Origin of the sequence: Nonomuraea sp. NPDC050022 (assembly GCF_044460705.1) — a bacterium.
Taxonomy (GTDB): domain Bacteria; phylum Actinomycetota; class Actinomycetes; order Streptosporangiales; family Streptosporangiaceae; genus Nonomuraea.
Genome location: NZ_JBITKE010000012.1, coordinates 139652 through 156298, shown reverse-complemented (window position 1 = coordinate 156298; position 16647 = coordinate 139652). Strand labels below are relative to the sequence as shown.

At 68.5% G+C, this 16647-nt stretch carries 16 protein-coding genes; 10 read left to right on the top strand and 6 right to left on the bottom strand.

The window, feature by feature from the left end; all coding sequences use genetic code 11:
- Positions 1-18 precede the first annotated feature (18 nt).
- Complete coding sequence (locus ACIBO2_RS43430) at positions 19-405, bottom strand: LLM class flavin-dependent oxidoreductase (RefSeq protein ID WP_358551398.1); 387 nt, start codon at positions 403-405, stop codon at positions 19-21.
- Between the two features lie 9 nt (positions 406-414).
- Here ACIBO2_RS43430 and ACIBO2_RS43425 point away from each other — a divergent pair, with 9 nt between their 5' ends.
- Both ACIBO2_RS43425 and ACIBO2_RS43420 read left to right on the top strand, forming a co-directional pair.
- Positions 415-624, top strand: coding sequence for a hypothetical protein (locus tag ACIBO2_RS43425; protein ID WP_357951066.1), 210 nt, complete (start codon positions 415-417; stop codon positions 622-624).
- Positions 624-848: a type II toxin-antitoxin system HicA family toxin gene (locus ACIBO2_RS43420; RefSeq protein ID WP_357951068.1), complete on the top strand. Its 225-nt coding sequence runs from the start codon at positions 624-626 to the stop codon at positions 846-848. Before ACIBO2_RS43425 ends, ACIBO2_RS43420 begins: the two co-directional genes overlap by 1 nt.
- A gap of 175 nt (positions 849-1023) precedes the next feature.
- Here ACIBO2_RS43420 and ACIBO2_RS43415 read toward each other — a convergent pair whose 3' ends face one another.
- Together ACIBO2_RS43415 and ACIBO2_RS43410 are read right to left on the bottom strand one after the other, a co-directional pair.
- The gene (locus ACIBO2_RS43415; protein ID WP_397304089.1) at positions 1024-1623 is read right to left on the bottom strand and encodes a hypothetical protein; all 600 of its coding nucleotides are present in this window, start codon (positions 1621-1623) and stop codon (positions 1024-1026) included.
- A gap of 60 nt (positions 1624-1683) precedes the next feature.
- The gene (locus ACIBO2_RS43410) at positions 1684-2487 is read right to left on the bottom strand and encodes an LLM class F420-dependent oxidoreductase (protein WP_397304088.1); all 804 of its coding nucleotides are present in this window, start codon (positions 2485-2487) and stop codon (positions 1684-1686) included.
- A gap of 375 nt (positions 2488-2862) precedes the next feature.
- On the opposite strand from ACIBO2_RS43410, the gene ctaD reads away from it, so the two are divergent.
- The 8 genes from ctaD (at position 2863) to ACIBO2_RS43370 (ending at position 12156) form a co-directional block, all read left to right on the top strand.
- Positions 2863-4617: a cytochrome c oxidase subunit I gene (gene ctaD, locus ACIBO2_RS43405; RefSeq protein WP_397304087.1), complete on the top strand. Its 1755-nt coding sequence runs from the start codon at positions 2863-2865 to the stop codon at positions 4615-4617.
- Positions 4618-4790: 173 nt separating this feature from the next.
- Positions 4791-5024, top strand: coding sequence for a hypothetical protein (locus ACIBO2_RS43400; protein ID WP_357951079.1), 234 nt, complete (start codon positions 4791-4793; stop codon positions 5022-5024).
- A gap of 6 nt (positions 5025-5030) precedes the next feature.
- Entirely contained in the window at positions 5031-6767 is a 1737-nt protein-coding gene (frdA, locus tag ACIBO2_RS43395) for a fumarate reductase (quinol) flavoprotein subunit (RefSeq protein ID WP_397304086.1), read from the top strand.
- The gene (gene sdhB, locus ACIBO2_RS43390) at positions 6760-7521 is read left to right on the top strand and encodes a succinate dehydrogenase iron-sulfur subunit (protein ID WP_357951084.1); all 762 of its coding nucleotides are present in this window, start codon (positions 6760-6762) and stop codon (positions 7519-7521) included. Before frdA ends, sdhB begins: the two co-directional genes overlap by 8 nt.
- Positions 7518-7928, top strand: a complete 411-nt coding sequence (locus ACIBO2_RS43385) for a hypothetical protein (protein ID WP_358551408.1) — start codon at positions 7518-7520, stop codon at positions 7926-7928. Before sdhB ends, ACIBO2_RS43385 begins: the two co-directional genes overlap by 4 nt.
- Entirely contained in the window at positions 7925-8266 is a 342-nt protein-coding gene (frdD, locus tag ACIBO2_RS43380; RefSeq protein ID WP_357951090.1) for a fumarate reductase subunit FrdD, read from the top strand. The genes ACIBO2_RS43385 and frdD overlap by 4 nt, the downstream gene beginning before the upstream one ends.
- Positions 8267-8379: 113 nt before the next feature.
- On the top strand, positions 8380-11124 hold the full coding sequence (locus tag ACIBO2_RS43375; RefSeq protein WP_397304085.1) for an immune inhibitor A domain-containing protein: 2745 nt from the start codon (positions 8380-8382) through the stop codon (positions 11122-11124).
- A 93-nt stretch (positions 11125-11217) separates the two neighbouring features.
- Positions 11218-12156 (top strand): diacylglycerol kinase family protein, encoded by a 939-nt coding sequence (locus ACIBO2_RS43370; RefSeq protein ID WP_358551412.1) that lies wholly within the window; start codon positions 11218-11220, stop codon positions 12154-12156.
- A gap of 10 nt (positions 12157-12166) precedes the next feature.
- Here ACIBO2_RS43370 and ACIBO2_RS43365 read toward each other — a convergent pair whose 3' ends face one another.
- Genes ACIBO2_RS43365 through ACIBO2_RS43355 form a run of 3 tightly spaced genes read right to left on the bottom strand, consistent with a single transcriptional unit; the run spans position 12167 to position 16641 of the window.
- Positions 12167-12547 carry a VOC family protein gene (locus ACIBO2_RS43365; RefSeq protein ID WP_358551414.1) on the bottom strand — a complete coding sequence of 127 codons (381 nt, stop codon included), beginning with the start codon at positions 12545-12547 and terminating at the stop codon, positions 12167-12169.
- A complete protein-coding gene (locus ACIBO2_RS43360) occupies positions 12528-13349 on the bottom strand; it encodes an SWIM zinc finger family protein (protein ID WP_358551416.1) in 822 nt (273 codons plus the stop codon). Before ACIBO2_RS43360 ends, ACIBO2_RS43365 begins: the two co-directional genes overlap by 20 nt.
- A gap of 1 nt (position 13350) precedes the next feature.
- Positions 13351-16641 carry a DEAD/DEAH box helicase gene (locus ACIBO2_RS43355; protein ID WP_397304084.1) on the bottom strand — a complete coding sequence of 1097 codons (3291 nt, stop codon included), beginning with the start codon at positions 16639-16641 and terminating at the stop codon, positions 13351-13353.
- Positions 16642-16647 lie beyond the last annotated feature (6 nt).

Sequence of the window (16647 nt, the reverse complement as noted above, 5' to 3'; positions counted from 1 at the left end):
CGGGGAAAGGTTCGGTACTTATTTGAGCAATTCGGCTGGGGCGTTTCGTTTGATAAACGAATCCAGCTCGGACAAGGACAGGCCCGGTGGGGTGGCCACGATGAGGCGGTCCATGCCCAGTTCCGCGTACGACCTCACGGTGGCGGCGTCGAGGCGGTGGGCGGCCAGGGTATGGCCGCCGATGACGACGGGGACCGGGCGTGGCAAGGGGCGGGGGGCGTCTACGTCCTTGAAGGAGACGTGCCGGCCGTCGAAGGCGGGTTTCTCGTCCTGCCAGAGGGAGCGGATGGCCGCTAGGTACTCCTCCAGGCGGGAGCCGCGGTCGGACATCGGGACGCCCAAGGCGCGGAGTTCGGGCTCCAGGTAGCCGGCGCCCAAGCCGAAGATCAGGCCAGGGCCGTACACTATGGAGTCATGAGCGGGACCCAACATGTGCCGTACGTTCTCGAACGGGATGAGGACGGAGTGTGGTGCGCCAGTGCCCAGCTTCGTCCGGGAGTTGGGGCGGTCGGCGACGGTTCTACAGCAGAGGCTGCGGTGGAGGACCTACGTGAAGCGCTGATCGCGCTGATCGAGGAGGTCGGCCTGTCACCCGAGGTGACCGTGACGGTGAACGTCGCCTGATGCCGCCTGTTCCATCGATCACCGGCGCCCAGGCCGTCCGGGCCCTGGAGAAGGCCGGGTTCAGCGTCGCGCGCATCCGCGGCAGTCACCAGATCCTTCGCCATGACGACGGACGCACAGTGAGTGTTCCCGTCCATCATGGCCGGGATCTTCCCAAAGGGACCTTGCGGAACATCCTGTCCCTCGTGGGAATCAGCGCGGACGATCTGGCCGATCTCCTTTAGTACGGAGTGCCCTGGTCTCGATTCCTCGACCTGACGGCCCCCATATGCGCCTTGATGGCTGCGCTCACAGCACAGGAGCGGACAACGGGTGACGTCAGCGTCCTGCCGGCGGGGGTAGGCATGCAACACGTCGAAGGACCAGGATCTTCCTTGAAGTGACTGTTGGCCAGGACGTTCAGCAACTGCCGATGCGGCAGAGCTTGGCGGCCATCTTCGTCGCGTCCGACTGGTGCTTGGCCAGGGTGCTGATGGCCGGGGTGTCGTTGTGCATGTCCCAATAAATGGCTACGGCCGCGCCCTTGCGGACCGCGATGAACTGCTGGGTCTGGGGTACGGGATTGGACTTCGTCGACTTGGTGGCCCTCGAGGCGCCCACCGAGTCGTCGCCGATTTTCGGGTCGATTGCCTTGACGAGTTTGCCGCACTTGGTCAGGCGGGTGCGGAACTCGGTCATCAGTTTCTCCGCGGCGCTTGCCTTCGCGAAGAGGAGGACCTGTTCGCCGCGTTCGGCGCTGGTCTTCTCACCGCCGCCCATGTGCGGGTCATAGGTGAGGTCGCGGCGGGCGATCCAGTCCTTTTTGAGCTTGGCGTTCGAGCACTCGATGTTTTCCACCTCGATCAGGTTGTCGTTCTGGGAGAGAAGCCAGTGTTCGTGCTTGGTGTCCTTGCGGGCCTCCTTTTCGTACAGGAGGAAGTTCTTCGGGATCGACGGAGCCGCCAGGGCGGCCGCCGGCGGGAACAGCAGGGCGGCAACCAGGGCGCTGCCGGTCAGCAAGGTGATCTTCTTTATGTTCATGCGGAGTTGGATGCCGGGGAGCGGGGAAAGGTTCGGGACTTATGTGAGGAATTCGGCTGGGGCGTTTCGTTGGATGAAAGATTCCAGCTCGGGCAAGGACAGGCCCGGTGGGGTGGCCACGATGAGGCGGTCCACGCCCAGTTCCGCGTACGACCTCACGGTGGCGGGGTCGAGGCGGCGGGCGGGGGTGACTGAGATGTGCAGGGGCTTCGTCGACACGGCCCTGAGCGACTCCAGTTGGTCGGCTGTGGCGCGTAGGCCCAGCATCCAGCCGTACCAGCCGTCGGCCAGTGTGGCGGCTCGGCGGTGGGCCGCCGGTGAGTGGCCGCCGATGACGACGGGGACCGGGCGCTGCAGGGGGCGGGGGTGGGCGTCCACGTCCTTGAAGGAGACGTGCCGGCCGTCGAAGGCGGGCTTCTCGTCCTGCCAGAGGGAGCGGATGGCCGCCAGGTACTCCTCCAGGCGGGAGCCGCGGTCGGACATCGGGACGCCCAGTGCGCGGAGTTCGGGCTCCAGGTAGCCGGCGCCCACGCCGAAGATCAGGCGGCCGCCGCTGAGGACATCCACGCTGGCCAGTTGCTTGGCGAGGATCAGCGGGTCGCGCTGGGGGAGTACGACGCAGCCGGTGGCCAGCAGGATGCGCTCGGTGTGGGCGGCCAGGAAGGCCAGCGAGACCACGGCGTCCAGGAGCGGCGCGTCCGGTTCGAGGGGGGCGGAGTCCACTCGCGGGCTGGGGAGGACGATGTGGTCGGCGGTCCACAGCGACTCGTAGCCCAGGCTTTCGGCCAGCCTTGCCACGCGGGCCGCGCCCTGGCGGTCCGCGGCTGCGAAGCCGTTCGGCATATGAAGGCCGATGGAGGGCCCGGTGGCGGGTCCCACGGAAGCTGCGGGGGAGGGTCCCACGGAAGCTGCGGGGGAGGGTCCCACGGAAGGTCCGGTGAGAGGTCCCACGGAAGGTCCGGTGGGAGGTCCCACGGACGGGCCAGTGGAGGGTGGGGTGGGGGACATATTGGGAAACGTTACGGGGGGTCGAGGGTGGTCCACCAGCGACGATCTCGCATGGAATCCATGCGCCGCGTGCATGCCATATGGACCGAAAAAGGGGCGTCAGGCAAAGACGTGTGCGGCGAATGTTGAAAATTGCTTCCCGTATGGCGATCGTTGGCGTGGAATTGGAGGATCGGGGGCAGAGCACACTCCGCAAAGGAGGGAGCACTCGTGACGACTGTTCGCGAGACCTCGATCGAGCAGGTCAGACGCCGGCGCACCGGGAAGATCATTGTGTCCTGGCTGTCGACGACCGATCACAAGGTCATCGGCTATCTCTATCTGATCACCTCGTTCGGGTTCTTCCTCGTCGCGGGCATTATGGCCATGGTGATCAGGGCCGAATTGGTACAGCCCGGGATGCAGATCGTGAGCCAGCAGCTCTACAACCAGCTGTTCACCATGCACGGCACGATCATGCTGCTGTTGTTCGCCACGCCGCTGTTCGCGGGATTCGCCAATGTGATCATGCCCTTGCAGATCGGCGCTCCTGACGTCGCGTTTCCCAGGCTCAACGCGGTGGCGTACTGGATGTTCCTGTTCGGCGGGCTGATCGTGCTGGCCGGGTTCGTCTCGCCGGGCGGGGCCGCCGAATTCGGGTGGTTCGCTTACACGCCGCTCTCCACCGCCACCTTCACGCCGCACATCGGCGGCGATCTGTGGATCATGGGGCTCGCGTTGTCGGGCCTCGGTACGATTCTCGGCTCCGTCAATTTCATCACCACGATCATCGGGTTGCGGGCCCCCGGAATGACGATGTTCCGGATGCCGCTGTTCACCTGGAACACCCTGCTGACCAGCATGCTCGTCCTCATGGCGTTCCCTGTGCTGGCCGCCGCGCTGCTCGTGCTCGAATCGGACCGTAAGTTCGGTACGCACGTCTTCGACCCGGCCAACGGTGGGGCGTTGATCTGGCAGCACCTTTTCTGGTTCTTCGGGCATCCCGAGGTGTACATCATCGCGCTGCCGTTCTTCGGGATCATCACCGAGGTGATCCCGGTGTTCAGCCGCAAACCGATTTTCGGATATGGCGGGTTGGTCGGGGCGACGATCGCGATCGCCGGACTGTCGATGACCGTGTGGGCGCACCACATGTTCCCCACCGGTCAGGTGCTGCTGCCGTTCTTCTCGTTCATGACGTTCCTCATCGCGGTGCCGACGGGCGTGAAGTTCTTCAACTGGATCGGCACGATGTGGCGGGGGCATCTCTCTTTCGAGACGCCGATGCTGTTCGCGGTCGGATTTCTCGTGACGTTCCTGCTGGGCGGCCTGACCGGCGTCATTCTGGCCTCGCCGCCGCTCGACTTCCACATCAGCGACACGTATTTCGTGGTGGCGCACTTCCATTACGTGGTGTTCGGGACCGTGGTGTTCGCCATGTTCTCCGGGTTCTACTTCTGGTGGCCGAAGATGACCGGGCGGATGCTCGACGACCGGCTGGGGAAAGTGCATTTCTGGACGCTGTTCATCGGGTTCCACACCACGTTCCTGATCCAGCACTGGCTCGGGGCGATGGGCATGCCCCGGCGGTACGCCGACTACAGCGCGGCCGACGGCTTCACCGGGATGAACGAGATCTCCTCCATCGGGGCATTCCTGCTCGGCGCTTCGACGTTGCCGTTCCTCTACAACGTCTGGAAGACCGCCAGGCGGGCGCCCAAGGTGACGCTCGACGACCCGTGGGGCTACGGCAACAGCCTGGAGTGGGCCACCTCATGTCCACCGCCTCGGCACAACTTCACCTTCCTCCCGCCCATCCGGTCCGAACGGCCCGCGTTCGACCTGCACTATCCGCCGTTGCCGAAGGAAGCGCCCGGGGAAGAACTGGATGAGGGGGCTAAGGAGGCTGATGAGGGCGCTAAGGAAGTGGAGAGCGAAGGGGGTGGAGGGGAAGGCTCGGAAGAGACCGAGGAGAAGCCCGGCTGACCGGCCTCTGCCGTAAAGCCGCCCGAAGGAGCCCGAAGACAGCTCGAAAGCCGCCCGAAAGCAGCTCGACGGCAGCCAGAGGCCATCCGAAAGCCGCCCAAACCGGGCCTTCTCCGAAGAAGGCCGGGGTGCTTGTGTGGAGATGACGTTTCGCCCATCTAAGGAGATCGGCGATGACCGGCACGAAGACTCCCTTCACCCCCGAGACGGCCCCCTGCGGCAAGAAGTCCGCCGGCGAGCGCCTCGTCGACGATGACGGCTACGGCCTGGTGATCCGCGACCAGCTCTTCGACTGCGGCTGCCGCAGGATCCGCCACGAGTACCACGACGGCAGCATCCACCTCTCCGCCATCCGCCATGACGGCAAGCGGGTGAAGGACCCGATACAACCCGACCACGGGAGCTGATCGCACATGATCGACGTGCTCATCGTCGGAGGAGGCGGAGCGGGTCTGCGCGCGGCCATCGCGGTCGCCGAGACGGACCCCGCGCTCACGGTGGCGGTCGTGTCGAAGGTCTACCCGATGCGCAGCCACACGGTCTCCGCCGAAGGCGGCGCCGCCGCGGTGATCGGCGTCGGCGACACGCTCGACGAGCACTGCTACGACACGATCTCCGGCGGTGACTGGCTCTGTGACCAGGACGCGGTCGAGGCGTTCGTGGAGGAGGCGCCCCGGGAGCTGATCCAGCTGGAGCACTGGGGCTGCCCGTGGAGCCGCGAGCCGGACGGCCGGGTGGCCGTCCGGCCGTTCGGCGGGATGAAGCGGATGCGCACCTGGTACGCGGCCGACAAGACCGGTTTCCACCTACTCCACACCTTGTTCCAAACAACGCTGAAATATCAGGACATCGTGCGGTACGACGAGTGGTACGTCACCAAGCTCGTCGTCGACGACGGCCGGGTCCACGGCGTCGTGGCCGTCGAAATCAGGACAGGCCGCATCGAGACCATCGCCGCCAGGACCGTCATCCTGGCCACCGGCGGCTGCGGCCGGGTCTTCCCCTTCACCACGAACGCCGCGATCAAGACCGGCGACGGCATGGCCCTGGCCTACCGGGCGGGCGCGCCGCTGAAGGACATGGAGTTCGTCCAGTACCACCCGACCGGCCTGCCGTTCACCGGCATCCTCATCACCGAGGCGGCCAGGGCGGAAGGCGGCTGGCTGATCAACAAGGACGGCTACCGCTACCTCCAGGACTACGACCTGGGCAAACCCACGCCGACCCCCAAGCTGCGCAGCATGGAGCTGGGCCCGCGCGACCGCCTCTCCCAGGCGTTCGTGCACGAACAGCAGCTCGGCCGCACGGTCGACACCCCGTACGGACCGGTCGTCTACCTGGACCTGCGCCACCTCGGCGAGGGCAAGATCGAGGCCCGCATCCCGTTCGTCCGCGAGCTGTGCAAGAGCTACCAGAACCTCGACCCGGCGACCGACCTCATCCCGGTCCGCCCGGTCGTGCACTACATGATGGGCGGCGTCCACACCGACCTCGACGGCGCCACTCCGGTCGCCGGGCTGTTCGCGGCGGGTGAGACCGCGTGCGTCAGCATCAACGGCGCCAACCGGCTCGGCTCGAACTCGCTCCCGGAGATCCTCGTGTTCGGCAGGAGGGCGGGCCTGGCCGCCGCGAGGTTCGCGAAAGAGCACAAAGAGCAGGGCGAGCCCCAGGCCGTACGGACACAGGGGGACGACGAGCGGCGGCGGCTGGAGCGCGCGCGAGACGCCTCGGGCAAGGGCGAGCGGATCGCCGACCTGCGCGAGGAGATGCAGCACACGCTGGAGGGCGCGGCCGGGATCTACCGGACCGGCGGCGTGCTCGCCAGGGCCGTCGACACCCTCGCCGAGCTGCGCGAACGCGCGGCAGAGGCGCGCGTCGACGACTCCAGCACGACGTTCAACACCGAGCTGATCAACCTGCAGGAGCTGCACACCATGCTCGACGTCGCGCAGGCCATCGTCGCCTGCGCGCTCAACCGGAAGGAGTCGCGCGGCGCGCACCAGCGCACCGACTTCTCCGCCAGGGACGACAGCACCTATCTCGCGCACTCGCTGGTGCACCGCGCGCCCGACGGCACGCCGTCGGTCGGCCTGCTGCCCGTGACGATCACCCGCTGGCCTCCGGGGGAAAGGGTCTATGGACGTGACTGACACCGAAGAGTCCGTACGGCAGGCCGCGGCCACCCGCACGATCCGGCTGGAGATCGCCCGCTACCGGCCGGGTCAGGACAGCGAGCCGGTGTTCCAGGGCTACGACGTGCCGCTGACGGCCGACTGGGCGGTGCTCGACGGCCTGAACTACGTCAAGGACCGCCTCGACGGCAGCCTGTCGTTCCGCTGGTCGTGCCGGATGGGCATCTGCGGCTCGTGCGGCATGACCGTCAACGGCGAGCCCCGGCTGACCTGCGGGACCTTCCTCACCGAGTACGGCGACGGGCCGATCAGGATCGAGCCGCTCAAGGGCTTCCCGGTGATCAGGGACCTGGTCGTGGACATCGACGACTTCCTGGCCAAGCTGTCGTCGGTGCGGCCGTGGCTCATCAGGGAGGGCGAGGAACTGCCGCTGACCACGGAGTACGCGCAGACGCCCGAGCAGCTCGACGCCTACAAGCAGTACAGCATGTGCATCAACTGCATGCTCTGCTACTCGGCCTGCCCGGTGTACGTGCTCAACCCCGACTTCCTCGGCCCGGCCGCGATCGCGCTGGCGCAGCGCTACAACCTCGACTCCCGGGACATGGGCGACCGCTTCGACGTGCTCAACCTGGAGGAGGCGGTCTGGGGCTGTACGTTCGTCGGGGAGTGCACGCGGGTCTGTCCCAAGCACGTGGACCCGGCCGAGGCGATCCAGCGCGGCAAGCTGACCGCCGCCCTGCGCTCGGTACTGCCCTGGAGCAAGCGATGACCAGACCGCCCGGGAGGGAGCGAGCGACGAGCACGTACCGGCCGCCGCGGGACGCGTTCTGGTTCGCCCGTACCCGCAACTACACGATCTTCGTCCTGCGCGAGCTGACCAGCGTGCTGGTCGCGTGGACGATCGTCTTCCTGCTCCTGCTGGTCGGCGCCCTGCTGGGCGGCACCTTCCAGGACTTCACCGCCCTGGCCGCCCAGCCCTGGATGATCGCCGTCAACGTGGTGGCCCTGGTCGCGACCGTCTTCCACGCCGTCACGTTCCTCAACCTGGCCCCGAAGGCCACCGTGGTCCGGCTCGACGGCTGGCGGGTGCCCGCCTGGATGATCCAGGGCGGCAACCATTCGGCGTGGCTGGCCCTGTCCGTCCTGATCGCCTACTTCATCCTGAGGTCACCGTGAAGCGGACACTGGAGCCGTACCTGTGGCTGCTCTTCAGCGGCGGGGGAGTGGCCGCCGCGCTGCTGCTGCCGGTGCTGGTCCTGCTGTTCGGCGTGCTCATGCCGCTCGGTGTGATCGACTGGCCGACCGTCGCGCATCTGCGCGCGCTCCTGGGCAACGTCCTCGTACGGCTCGCGCTGCTCGTGGTCATCGTGCTCTGCCTGTTCCACGCCGCGCACCGGATCCGGTTCACCAGCGAGGAGCTGTTCGGCATCGCCCGGTACGACTCGCTGATCGCGGTGCTCTGCTACGGCGGGGCGATCGTGGGTGGTGTGACTGGGGCGCTGCTTTTGTTCTAGTTTCATCACATTTCAACTGGGCTCTTTACGTTTGCTTTACCCACCCTCTAAATTCCGGCATTGCACACCCTGTGGCCATGCGCCCGGCGATCCCGGGCAGAGAGGGTTACTCAGTGCCCAGCACAAAGCGTCTGTTAGCCGCATTACCCGCGGTCGCCCTCCTCGGCGCCGCGTTGACGGTCCCCGCCGCCCCCGCCTCTGCCGCCAGGTACGAGCCGGGCGCGTCCGACTTCTACATCAACTATGCGCCGCCCCGCGTCGAAGAGACGCCCGACGAGCCTCTCCTGCCCAACCAGAAGGGCCGCTCGCTCAGCCCGGCGCAGAAGGTCGACAGGAAGTTCACCAGCGGTAACCCGGCCGCCGCCCGTGTGCTCGCGGCCCGCGAGAACGAGGCGATCAAGACCGGTCGCAACCCCGCCGACTTCATCTTCAAGAAGTCCAAGCAGACCCGCGTCGCCAAGCTGCTGACCGTCCTGGTCGAGTTCAACGACCAGGCCAACGACGACTTCTCCGGCTACAACCGCCTGCGCACGGTCGACAGCGCGCCTGACGACTGCGTGGTCGAGCCGGCGGGCACGGTCAAGAACGGCCCGCTGCACAACAACATCCCCGACCCCGCGACGTTGCCGCACAAGGACAACAACAGCTTCTGGGTCAAGGACTTCAGCACCTCGCACTTCAACACGATGCTCTACACCGACAAGGGCATCACCCAGCGCGTACGTCCCGACTTGAAGGACCCGCGCGACGGCCGTCCCGGCATCGACATCTCCGGCTTCACCATGAAGAAGATGTACGAGGAGATGTCCAAGGGCGCCTACTCGGTCACCGGTTCCGCGGTCGGCTGGATCAAGGCGCCGCACTCCGAGGCCTGGTACGGCGCGGCGGCCTGCGGTGGCGCTCCCCAGGACATGACCGGCAGCCCGGACAACCCGCTCGGCGCGGGCCAGCTCGCCATCGACACGGTGGACGCCCTGGCCAAGAGCCAGCCCAACTTCCCGTGGGCCGACTACGACGTCGAGGACGTCTCCGACGTCGACGGTGACGGCAACTTCAGCGAGCCCGACGGCGTCATCGACCACCTGGTCATGGTGCACGCGGGCAAGGACAAGTCGTCCGACGGCGGCGCCGAGGGCACGTACGCGATCTGGGCGCACTCCAGCGCGGTGGCCGGCGGCTACAAGATCCCCGGCAGCGACAAGAAGATCTCCAACTACATCGTGCAGCCGGAGGACTCCGGTGTCGGCGTCTTCGCCCACGAGTACGGCCACGACCTCGGTCTGCCCGACCTGTACGACACCTCGGGCCAGGCCAGCTCCGCCGTCGACTTCTGGGACCTGATGTCGAGCGGCTCGCACTCCGGGCCGATCTTCCAGTCCATGCCGACCCACATGGGTCTGTGGGACAAGTGGGTGCTCGGCTGGGCGAACCCGAAGACGTTCAACCCGGGCGACGCCGCCAAGCTGGTCACCGTCGGACAGTCGTCGCGGACGCCCAAGCTCACCCAGGACGGCGTCCGGGTGAACCTGGCCTCCACGCCGTTGAAGATGGTCGACCCGCACAGCGGCGCCAACGCCTGGTGGTCCGGGCTGGACCAGGAATGGGCGGACGTCAAGCTGACCCGTGACGTGGCGGTGCCCGCCGGGACCGACCTGCGGTTCTGGATGTGGAACAACTACGAGATCGAGCAGGACTGGGACTTCGGCTTCGTCGAGGTCTCGACCGACGGCGGCGAGACCTGGGCCCAGCAGAAGGTCTACGACGAGGCGGGCAACGAGGTCAGCACGCCCGACGGCTACCCGGACCCGAACAAGAACCTCAAGACGTTCGGCAACAAGAAGTACGGGCTCACCGGCAACACCAACGGCTGGCGGCACGACTACGTCAACTTGAACGCGTTCGCCGGTAAGACGATCAAGCTGCGCCTCGCGTACAACACCGACGCGGCCTTCACCCCGCGCGGCTGGCACGCCGACGACTTCCAGCTCACCAACGGCGGCACCGCCGTGTGGAGCGACGACGTCGAAGGCGGCGAGAACGGCTGGAAGGCCATCGGCGGCACGCACACCAACACGAGCGGCCAGGGCTGGACGATCAACAACGGCTCGCGCGAGGTGTCCCGCTTCTACCTGGCCGAGTGGCGCAACTTCGACGGCTTCGACAAGGGCCTGCAGTACGCCTACGACACCAACTACTCCCGCGACGGGGCGTGGAAGGTGGAGAAGGTCAAGTACAACGCCCCCGGCCTGCTGGTGTGGTACCGCGACTCGACGTTCACCAACAACTCGCTGTCCAACAACCTCGATCTCCAGCCGAGCATCGGGTCGAAGGGCAGCCTGCTGGTCGTGGACTCGCACTTCGATCCGCTGCGCCGCACCGGCACCGCGGCGACCAAGGACCCGTCGCGGCACAAGAACCTCGAAGGTCGCACCCAGTCGTCCAACGCGGCGTTCTCCTTCGGGAAGACGTACCCGCTCAAGGAGTGCCTGGAGGCGGCGGACGAGCCGTTCAGCGAGTACTGCACGGACATCCCGGCGCTGAAGGGCGTGCCGAACTTCACCGACGCCAAGACCTGGTACCCAGGTCTGGAACTGCAGAACGGCAGCCTGTTCTACCGCGACTTCGACGCGTCGGTGGTCGTCCCGTCCAAGGGCGACCAGCCGTACAGCACCCGCGTCGTGAACGTCGACGGAACCCCGGCCACCGAGCTGTACGGCACGGACCTGGGAGGCGGCCACGTGGCTGGCACCGGCAACCCGGGCGACGAGGGCAAGGCGCTCGGCGTCCAGTTCAAGCTGGTCTCGCCGCTGCCTGGCAATCTGGGCGCCATCGTCCAGGTGATCCCGCCGAAGAAGTAAGCAGAAGAACTGATACCGAGGGGTCGCCGGGACTATCCGGCGGCCCCTTCGGCTGGCCCCAGGGGGCGCTCCGCGCACCTACCATGGATGACCATGAGCGAATTGCGTACCAAGACCGAGCACACCGAGGCGATCCGTCAGGACCGCCGGGTGGCGGTGGTGGTCAACACTCGCTCGCGCCGGGGCCGCCGGCACTACTTCGAGGTGATCGACCAGATCCACGCCCTCGGCTTCGAGCCGCAGGCCGAGCTGTCGGTCTCCAACCCCAAGCGGCTGCGCGCCCTGCTCGACCAGGCACTCGAGACCCGGCCCGACCTGCTGATCGTCGGTGGCGGCGACGGCACACTGTCCTCGGCGGTCCGCCACGTGGCCCACCGCGACGTGGCGCTCGGCGTGCTGCCGCTGGGCACCACCAACAACTTCGCCCGCAGCCTGGGCCTGCCGCTCGACCTGGCCGGGGCGGTCGGGGTGTTCGCCACCGGCAAGGTGGCCGACATCGACCTCGGCATGGCGGGTGACCGGCCGTTCGCCAACCTGGCCAGCTTCGGCGTGTCCGTCGAGGTGGCGGGCACGGTCAAGCCGTGGCTCAAGCGCATCCTCGGCCGTCCCGCCTACCCGCTGACCGCGCTGCGGGTCCTGCCCGGCCACCGGCCGTTCCGCGCGTACATCACGGTCGACGGCACGCGCCACGAGCTGTTCACCCACCAGCTCAACATCGCCAACGGCCGCTTCCACGGCGGCTGGCAGCTGGCCAAGGACGTCAGCATCGACAACGGCATGCTGGTCGCCTACCAGCTCGGCTCGGGCAAGAAGCTGCGGCTGCTCGGCGAGACGCTGGTGCGCGCCACGACCGGCCGCTGGCGCAGCCTGGCCGGCGGGCCGTTCGTGATGGGCAGGGAGATGCTGCTGGAGACCGACCCGCCGATGGCGGCCGACGTCGACGGCGAAGTGCGCCTGCGCACCCCGATCCGGCTCCGCGTGGTGCCCAACGGGGTGCGCGTCATGGTGCCCGCCGACTTCGACGACCGTTAAGGCTTGGCGACTAGCCGCTCAGGCGTCGGCGCAGAAGACAGAACTCATTGCCTTCGGGGTCGGTCAGGACGTACCAGGACTCCTCGCCCGTCTGCCCGACGTCGGCGGGCTTGGCGCCGGCGGCCAGCAGGCGTTCGAGCTCGGCGTCCTGGTCGCGGTCGGTGGGGCTCACATCGATGTGCAGCGGCAGTTTTCCGGTACGCGGATGGTCGTCCGGGCTGAGGACGAGCGTCGGCTGGAGGCCGCCGAAGCCTTCGGCCTCAGGACCGATCTCGATGCTGCCGTCCTCGTCCCGCTCGAGAATGACGTAGTCAAGCACCTCGCACCAGAACGCGGCCAGGCGCTCGGGGTCTCGACAATCGATCACCAATTCACTGATACGGCATGCCATCCGGTGGCGATACCCCCGGTCGGCTCTCATCATGCGGGGGTTCGCCGAGGCGGCGGTACGCCGCGGCCAGCGGGTCCGCCAGATCGCGCGGCGGCGGGAAGACACGTGGCAGGAGATCGGCCGCGCCCACCGCGGTGGGACGGCGTTCGGGCCGGTGGGCGGTGGCGCCCGGGGCGTAGAAGTCGGCCAGCCGATCGGCGAACGGCACGTCCCGCACCGCGATCGGCTCCGGCTCCGGATCGGCCAGCGACCCCAGCAACCGCTCCCGGCTGCGCCCGCGCCAGGCCAGCACCAGGAACGGATCGTCGTCGAACGACTCCGCCAGCAGGTACAGCACCGCCGACAGATGCTTGCACGGCAGACCCCAGTCAGGGCACGAGCACTCCATGTCCAGGTCCCGGGGGAACAGGTCGATGCCCAGCGCGGCGAACAGCTCCTCGATCTCCGTCGGCATCTCACCGGCCAGCAGCTTCGCCCGGTAGACGGCCTGGGCCGCGATCGCCTCCTCGATGGCGGTCCAGCGCGCCTCGTCGTACGCCTCGATCTCGATCCTGATGTCGTACGGCCTGCGCCGCGAGCCCTGGACGGCCGCCGTGACCAGGCCGGGGGCGAGGTCTATCGACAGGACCTGGCCCGCGCGGGCGTATGCGCGGCCCCGGGACAGGCGGCCCTTGTCGCAGACGCGCTCCAGGATGTCGATGAAGCGCCGCGACCACCAGGTGGAGCCGATCGAACCCCGCTGAGTGCGCGCCCGCAGCCCGCCCTCGACCTTGATCGGCTTGGCGGCCTCGAACCATGCCATTTCAGCTCACCGCCTCGGCTGTCAGGCGGAAGACCTCACGCAACTCGCCGGTGGACAGGTCGGTCAGCCAGTCCTCGCCGGTGCCGACCACGCTCTCGGCCAGGGCCTTCTTGCGCTCGATCATCTCGTCCACGCGTTCCTCAAGGGTGCCCGCGCAGATGAGCTTGCGGACCTGTACGTTCTTACGCTGCCCGATGCGGAAGGCACGGTCGGTGGCCTGGTCCTCGACGGCGGGGTTCCACCAGCGGTCCACGTGGATCACGTGATTGGCCGCCGTCAGGTTGAGACCGACGCCCGCGGCCTTGAGCGACAGCAGGAACAGCATCGGCTCGTCATCATGCTGGAAACGCTCGACCAGGCGGTCGCGCGTCTTCTTGGGCAGGCCGCCGTGCAGCCAGAGCACCGGCCGGTCGAGCCGCTGCGCGAGGTAGGGCTGGAGCATCGTGCCGAACTCCGAGTATTGGGTGAACACCAGCGCCTTCTCCCCCTCGGCCACGATCTCCTCCGCGAGCTGCTCCAGCCGGGCCAGCTTGCCCGACCTGCCCGACAGGAGCGAGCCGTCCTTGAGCAGGTGGGCAGGGTGGTTGCAGACCTGCTTGAGCCTGGCCATGGCCGCCAGCACCAGGCCGCGGCGCTCGATGCCCTCGCTGTCGTCGATCCTGCCCAGCATGTCGTCGACGACGGCCTGGTAGAGGCTGGCCTGCTCGGGCGTGAGCGGGCACCACTCCTTGACCTCCATCTTCTCCGGCAGATCGGAGATGATCGACTTGTCGGTCTTGACGCGGCGCAGCACGAACGGGCCGGTCGCCCGTTTGAGCGCCCGCATGGCCTGCTCGTCCTGGCGCGCCTCGATCGGCTCCTGGAACCGGGTCCTGAACCGCGACCGCGGCCCGAGCAGCCCCGGATTGGCGAACTCCATGATCGACCAGAGCTCGGCGAGATGGTTCTCGACCGGTGTCCCGGTCAGGGCCAGCCGCGTGCCCGTGGGGATCGCCCGGACGGCCTGGGACTGCAGGGTGCCGCTGTTCTTGATCGCCTGGGCCTCGTCGCAGACCACCCGCCGCCACTCGACCTGTCGCAGCGTCTCCAGGTCCCGCTGGGCGGTGCCGTACGTGGTGATCACCAGGTCGGCGTCGCCGATCGCCTGGGCGTCCCGGCCGCTGCCGTGGTGCACATAGACCCGCAGCCCCGGCGCGAACCTGGCCGCCTCCCGCTCCCAGTTGCCCACCAGCGACATCGGGCACACCAGCAGCGTCGGCGTGTCGGCCCGCTCGTGGACGAGCAGCGCCAGCGTGGTGACCGTCTTGCCCAGCCCCATGTCGTCGGCCAGCACCCCGCCCAGCCCCAGCTCCGACAGGAAGCTCAGCCAGGCCAGCCCGCGCTCCTGATAGGGGCGCAGCGTCGCGTCCAGGCCGCTGGGCGTGGCCATCGGCAGGAGCCGCCGCTCGGCCTGGCCGGACAGCAGATCGCCGAGCACGCCGTCGGCGTCGACCTCCAGCAGCGGCAGCTCGTCGTCGCCCTGGACCACATGACGCAGCAGGTCGGCGGCGGTCAGCTCGCCGGTGCGCTCGCCCCCGACGGCTTTCAGCGCGGCCTTGAGCTGACGGTCGTCGAGCTCCACCCACTGCCCGCGGACGCGTACCAGCGGCACCTTCAGCCTGGCCAGCTCGGCCAGCTCCGCCTCACTGATCGTCTCGTCGCCGACCGCGAGGTCGATCCGGAAGTTCACCAGCTCGCGCAGCCCGAACCCCTGGGCGGTGGCCGCGCTCTGCTTCTTGGTGCGGGTGGTCAGCTTCAGCCCCAGCCTCGTACGGCCGGCCCAGCGCGGCAGCTGCACCCCGAACCCGGCGGCCTGCAGCAGCGGCGCCGCCTGCCGCAGGAACCCGAACGCGCCCGCCGTGTCCAGCTCCAGCCCGGTCGGCTCGGCGACCCGCAGAGCCCGGTCGAGGTCGGGGTACAGGCGTACGGCACGGCCCAGCCCGGCCAGCAGTTCGCGCTCCGGACTTCTGGGCAGTCCGGGCACCGGCTCGCCGCTCCACACCCGTTCGGCGCGTACGTAGAGGCTGGGATCGTCGGCGGCCTGCAATGCGATCTCCACCCGCCAGCCACGGCCATCGTCAGTGGTGGTGCCGGTGGTGCCGCGAGTGTGGTCGGCGGGGGCGGTGTCATCCAGGCGGTCGAGGTCGTCGGTAGAAGCGGGGGCGGCGCTATCCAGGCGGTCGAGGCTGAGGTCGAGGTCGTCGGCAGAGGGCGTGTGGTCGAGGTCGCCGGTGGGTTCGAGCAGGCGGAAGCACACCCTGGCGGCCCCGTCTGCGGCGGCCACGGAAGCCCGCCACTCCTCCAGCTCACGGCGCAGCTCCGGGCTGTCCGGGCAGCTGTCGTCGGCCCCGGTCAGCGCCGCCAGCCACCGCTCCTGATCCGTACGGGGGCCGGTCACGAGCGGCTCGGTGAGCGCCGCCCTGACGAGCGCGTCGGCGAACGCGTCCAGCGCCGCGCCGAGCACCTCCACGGAGGGGCGCTCGACCTCGGAGGTACGGCTGGCGGGCGGCATGGCGAGGGCGAGGTCCCGGAAGTAGGCGGCGTCGGCCCCGCTCAGCACCGCCCGCCACACGGCCCGCCCCCCGGCCTCTTCCGAGTGGGCATGGGGGATGAGCTGGGGAATGACCCGCCCCCGCCGTACGAGGTCGCGCGCGAACTCCGCCACCACGCTCCAGTGGCGTACGGTGGCGGCGCCGGGGTGTTCGGCAAGCACCCGCAGCGCGTCATCGGTGGCCGGGACGACGGCGGGCACCTCCCACAGATGCAGGCGCGGCCGGACGATCTCCGACAGGCGCCCGGCTTCGGGCGAGGCCAGCGGCTCCTTGGCGGAACCGGGCAACAGCAACCGCAGACCGCGCACGGAGCCGCCCAGCGGGACCGGAGGCAGCCGATCGGTTGGCCGCCGTTCCGTGAGGACCCCCTGCGAACCCTCGGCGGAGGAGACGTGCTCACGGAGCGTGACGGCCGGGGCAGACGCGAGCCCGAGCAGATCGCCGAGCGCGACGGCGGTCGCGGCGAACGGGTGCGGCCGCACGACGCCTCCAGCGGTCGTCCCGGTGTCCGGCCGAGCGGCTCCAGCGGTCGTTCCGGTGGTCTGGCGGGCGGCTTCCGCGCTGATGTCGGTGGCTGGGTGGGTGGTGGCTCCGCCGGTCGTCCCGGCGGTGGGCGCGTCGGCAGATTGTGAGGTGCCGTCGGTGTCCTCTGCCCAGAAGGCGAGGGCGTCTCCTGCCCAGATCCCGTGTACGACCAGCATCTCGGC